3 protein-coding genes and 1 pseudogene are annotated in these 4,788 nt (G+C 30.4%); 2 read left to right on the top strand and 2 right to left on the bottom strand.

What is annotated here, in order from left to right; translation table 11 throughout:
- Both B0A78_RS14925 and B0A78_RS13390 read right to left on the bottom strand, forming a co-directional pair.
- Nucleotides 1–178 (bottom strand): annotated as a pseudogene (locus tag B0A78_RS14925) (MlaD family protein); the annotation flags it as partial.
- Between the two features lie 31 nt (nucleotides 179–209).
- On the bottom strand, nucleotides 210–1,376 hold the full coding sequence (locus B0A78_RS13390) for an N-acetylmuramoyl-L-alanine amidase family protein (protein ID WP_065213950.1): 1,167 nt from the start codon (nucleotides 1,374–1,376) through the stop codon (nucleotides 210–212).
- Between the two features lie 143 nt (nucleotides 1,377–1,519).
- On the opposite strand from B0A78_RS13390, the gene B0A78_RS13385 reads away from it, so the two are divergent.
- Together B0A78_RS13385 and B0A78_RS13380 are read left to right on the top strand one after the other, a co-directional pair.
- Entirely contained in the window at nucleotides 1,520–4,198 is a 2,679-nt protein-coding gene (locus B0A78_RS13385; protein ID WP_077225427.1) for a putative LPS assembly protein LptD, read from the top strand.
- Nucleotides 4,199–4,213: 15 nt separating this feature from the next.
- A complete protein-coding gene (locus B0A78_RS13380; protein ID WP_014165527.1) occupies nucleotides 4,214–4,594 on the top strand; it encodes a RidA family protein in 381 nt (126 codons plus the stop codon).
- Nucleotides 4,595–4,788 lie beyond the last annotated feature (194 nt).

Here is a 4,788-nt window from a genome sequence, read left to right as displayed (position 1 = left end):
TTCCACTGATAGTGACAGATGCGGAAGAAAGTAGACCTTCTACATTATCAAATTCTACAAATAGTCTTTTATGGTTATTTAACAAGTTACTTCCTTTTAAAAAACTATATCCCCAGATAAATAATAAAATAGAAGCAATTACCAAAATTGCTGTTTTAATTTCTCGTGTTATTTTCAAAATATAAACTTTTTTTTTACAAAAATACTAATTACTTAGCAGATTTCACTGCTTCATTCAGGCTAATTTTAACTCCATTTTTATAGGGAACAATAAAAGCTGATTCATATCCTTTGTTTTTAACTTCTGTCAACATTTTTCTAGATTCCTGATAATCATTTGTTTCTCCATACATATATTTATAATATCCTCCTTCAAAAACAGAGGAAATACTAGACAACCCATTAAAATTCTCTGGTTTAATATCAATTTGCATATTACTTGCTTTTAATTGCACTTTAAAAACAACTTTTTGATTATCAATTGTTTTTGTTTTTATTTCTGATTTTACAGGCTCTTGTTTTACAACGTCTTTCACGGGTGCTACGACCTCTTTCCCTTTAGGCGTGGTATCTTTCGGGGTAGGTTTTTCTGATTTTTTAATATCTAGAAAGGGTACAGAGCCACCAAAATGTTCTGCTTTCATCCTAAAAATGGCATCTGCTATGGATCTTGCTACACTTTCTTGTCCCTCTTCTGAATTTAGATAAGCTCCTTCTAATTGATTAGAAATAAATCCTGTTTCTACTAAAACTCTAGGCATAAAGGCTTTGTGCAGAACCATAAAAGGTGCCTGATGTACTCCTCTATTTTTACGATTTACTTTTTGGTCAAAATTGTCTTGAATTCTACTGGCTAATTCAATACTTTGATCTAAATATTCTTCTTGTGCAATTGTAGCACTAATTAATGATTCAGGAGCATTAGGGTTATATCCTGCATATTTCGTTTTATAATTATCCTCTAACTTTATAACTTCATTTTCCTTTCGTGCCACAGCTAAACTAGAAGCACTTTTTGAAAGTCCCATTACGTAGGTTTCTGAACCATAAGCTTCTAAATTTTTATTAGCGTTGCAATGAATAGAAACAAAAATATTTGCTTTATTTTTATTAGCAATATTAGCTCGTTCAACAAGTTCTATAAAAGTATCTGTTTTACGAGTATAAATAACATCAATAGTAGGATCTTTTTCTAAAATAGCTCCTAGTTTTAAAACGATAGCTAAATTAATTTGTTTTTCTACATAACCATGATACGTAGCTCCAAAGTCTTGATTACCATGTCCTGCATCTAAACAAACTCGAAACTTACTTGTATTTTGTGCTTGAAGAACACCAGACAAAACAAATAAAGCAGCAAAAAAAACACGTTTCATTTTATTTCTATTTTTCACCTTCATTTCACTAATGAATTAAATGGTTATAATTTTATTAAATACTTACTTAATTTCTAAAAATAGCTGTAAGTTTGTGGCTTCAAAAATTAAGCCATATTTTTACAAAAATAGTATTTATAGCTTTGCGTACAAACTTATTTTACATCGTTTTAGTTCCTTTTTTTATAACCGTTTGTAGCCTGAGCCTACAATCGCAGGAACTTCCTAAAAAAAACACTAGTCTACTATCTGTAAAACAGAAAGATAGCATAAAACTTAATTCTAATATTTCAAATAAAAAAGAAGAGATTGCTAAAAATAAAGACAGTATAAAAAAGAAAAAATCTTTTTTAGAAGGTAAAATATTCTATAAATCAAAACATTCTGTTAGGCTAGACAACCAAAAAAAACTTGCTATTTTAAAAGATGAAGCAGAAGTAAAATACAAGGATATCGAGCTTAAATCTGGCATTATCGTTATAAATTATAATAAGGACGAAGTATATGCAGGTAGATTGAAGGACTCAACTGGTAAATATATACAGTATCCTGTTTTTAAACAAGGGAATAATATTGTTGAACCCGATTCAATCCGTTTTAATTTTAAAACAAAAAAGGCATTAATCTGGAACTCTAGAACGGATCAAGGAGAGTTTAAAATAAAAGGCGAAATAACTAAAAAAGAAAACGACTCTGTTTTTTTTATTAAAAATGCAAGATTTACAACTTCTAAAAACTTAGATGATCCTGAGTATTATTTCTTGGCTCGAAAAATAAAATTTGTTCCAAAAAAGAAAATAGTAGCAGGTCTAACGAATATGGTAATTGCTGACGTACCTACTCCTATAGGGCTTCCTTATGCTTTTTTTCCAATGACTGAACAAGCTAGTTCTGGAATTATAATGCCTACTTTTGGACAAAATAATGCCCAAGGATACTCATTACAAAATGGCGGATATTACTTTGCTATTAGTAATAATTTAGACCTAGCCTTACTAGGAGATTACTTTACAAACGGTAGTTACGGACTAAGAGCAGAGACAAATTATGCAAAACGATATAAGTACAGAGGTAATTTCAATTTTCGCTATGAAAATCAAATAAATGGAGAAAGAGGCTTACCAGGTTATGGAAAGTCTACTCTATATAATTTACAATGGAGCCATTCTCCAGATGCTAAAGCAACACCCAATTCAAGATTTTCTGCCTCAGTAAACTTAGGTAGTAGCAAATACTACCAACAATCGTTTAATCAACTAAACACCTCTAATTTCTTAAATAACACTTTAAGCTCCTCTATTTCATACGGAAAAACGTTTAATTGGACTCCGCAAGCAAACCTTTCTTTAACGGCTTCGCACTCTCAAAATACAAATACCAAACAAATTAACATGACACTTCCAACCTTACAAATTGGCTTAGATCGTGTTTTTCCGTTTGCCGCTAAAAGTGGTACTAAAAAAGGAATTATTAAAAACCTAAATTTCACTTATAGCTTACGAGGTGAAAACCGTGTACAAACAACTGATTCTTTATTCTTTAAACCTGCTATGTTTAAAAATATGCAAAACGGGATTCAACATAATATTCCTTTTAGTACGAATTTTAAAATTCTTAAGTACTTTAGTATTACTGCTTCGTCTAATTTCAATGAAACATGGTATTTTAAAACTACAAGAAAACAATACAACACTGCGCTAAAAAAAGTAGAAGAAACTGACAAATCAGGTTTTGATTCTTTTAGAACCTATGATTTTTCAAGTAGTATGGGTACTACTATATATGGTACTTTTAATTTTAAAAAAAATGGAAAAATCCAATCCATAAGACATACTATGCGACCAAATGTTGGTTATTCTTACGCGCCTAGTTTTGAAAAATATTATGACACATACGCTATTGATGGCAGTGGAAAAATGGCAAATTACACACGTTTTGAAAAAGGAATTTTTGGAGGCCCTTCCAATAGAAGAAACAATAATTTATCTCTTTCTTTAAATAACGTTTTTGAAGCTAAAGTACGAGATAAAGACTCTACTAAAACAGCTCCTAAAAAAATAATCTTAATCAACAATCTGAACTTCTCTTCTAACTATAATATTGACGCGGATTCATTAAAGTGGTCTCCTTTACGAGTAAGTGGGGGTACTAACTTACTTAAAGATAAATTAACTATTAATTTTGGCATGACTTTAAACCCCTATGCTATCAACAGCAAGGGCAATACGATAGACAAACTCAATATTAACAATGGAGGTAGTTTATTTCGAATGACTAGTGCTAATATTACTTTAAACTATTCTATTAATAGTAATGATTTGAGTAGTAAAAGGAACCCTGAACAGAGTAATTTAAATAATTCAGGACTAAGAAATGGTGGTAGAGCAGACGACCTTTTTGGGACATCTAACGATTTCAGCAATCGAAATCAAAATCCTTTTGACAAAAAAGACAATGATGATTCTAATTTCAAAGGATTTTACCAATCAGTAATTCCTTGGGATTTGAACCTTGCTTATTCCTTAACTTACTCTAATAATAGAAGAGAAAATACGATCACACAAAATTCATTAATGGTCTCGGGAAATATAGATCTTACTCCTCGTTGGAAAACAGGAATATCAACTGGATATGATTTTGTACAAAAGGGAGTTACGTATACCCAATTGCGTTTTCAAAGAGATTTATTAAGCTGGCGTATGGATTTTCAATGGAATCCGTTTGGAGATAGAGCCTCTTGGTATTTCTTCATAGGCATCAGTTCTTCTATGCTAAGTGATATTAAATGGGATAAAAGAAGTTTACCTGATAGAAGATTATAATAATTTATACAAAATATGAAAAAAATAATTTTTACAGAAAAAGCACCTGCCCCTATTGGCCCTTATAGCCAAGCAGTACAAATTAAGGATACTTTATACACCTCAGGACAAATAGCTATTAATCCTGAAAATAGCGAATTAGTTTTAACTTCAATTGAGGAAGAAACAGAACAGGTTATGCAAAACTTAAAAGCAGTACTTGAAGCTGCTGATATGACTTTTGAAAACGTTATTAAAACAACTATTTTTATTATGAATATGGGTGATTTCACAAAGATCAACTCTATTTATGGAAAATATTTCGAAGAAGCTACTGCTCCTGCTCGCGAAACAGTACAGGTTGCTACGCTTCCTAAAAACGTAAACATTGAAATTTCTATGATTGCTGTTAAATAATCATACGAATCGATATAAAAATAAAAATGAGACGATTTAGAAAGATCGTCTCATTTTTATTTTAATCAATAGCTAAACTAAAAGTTTATATGAATTTTAAAATATAAAAAGAGAAACCTTAGTTTTTTATTCTAGTCTATTTTTAAGTAATATTTTTTTATTATACCATTTAACCTTAAAATATACTGGATTAA

The organism is Flavobacterium columnare NBRC 100251 = ATCC 23463 (assembly GCF_002530675.1).
GTDB lineage: Bacteria > Bacteroidota > Bacteroidia > Flavobacteriales > Flavobacteriaceae > Flavobacterium > Flavobacterium columnare.
The sequence above is the reverse complement of the archived record's forward strand: the minus strand, read 5'-3'. Positions and strand labels throughout refer to the sequence as shown.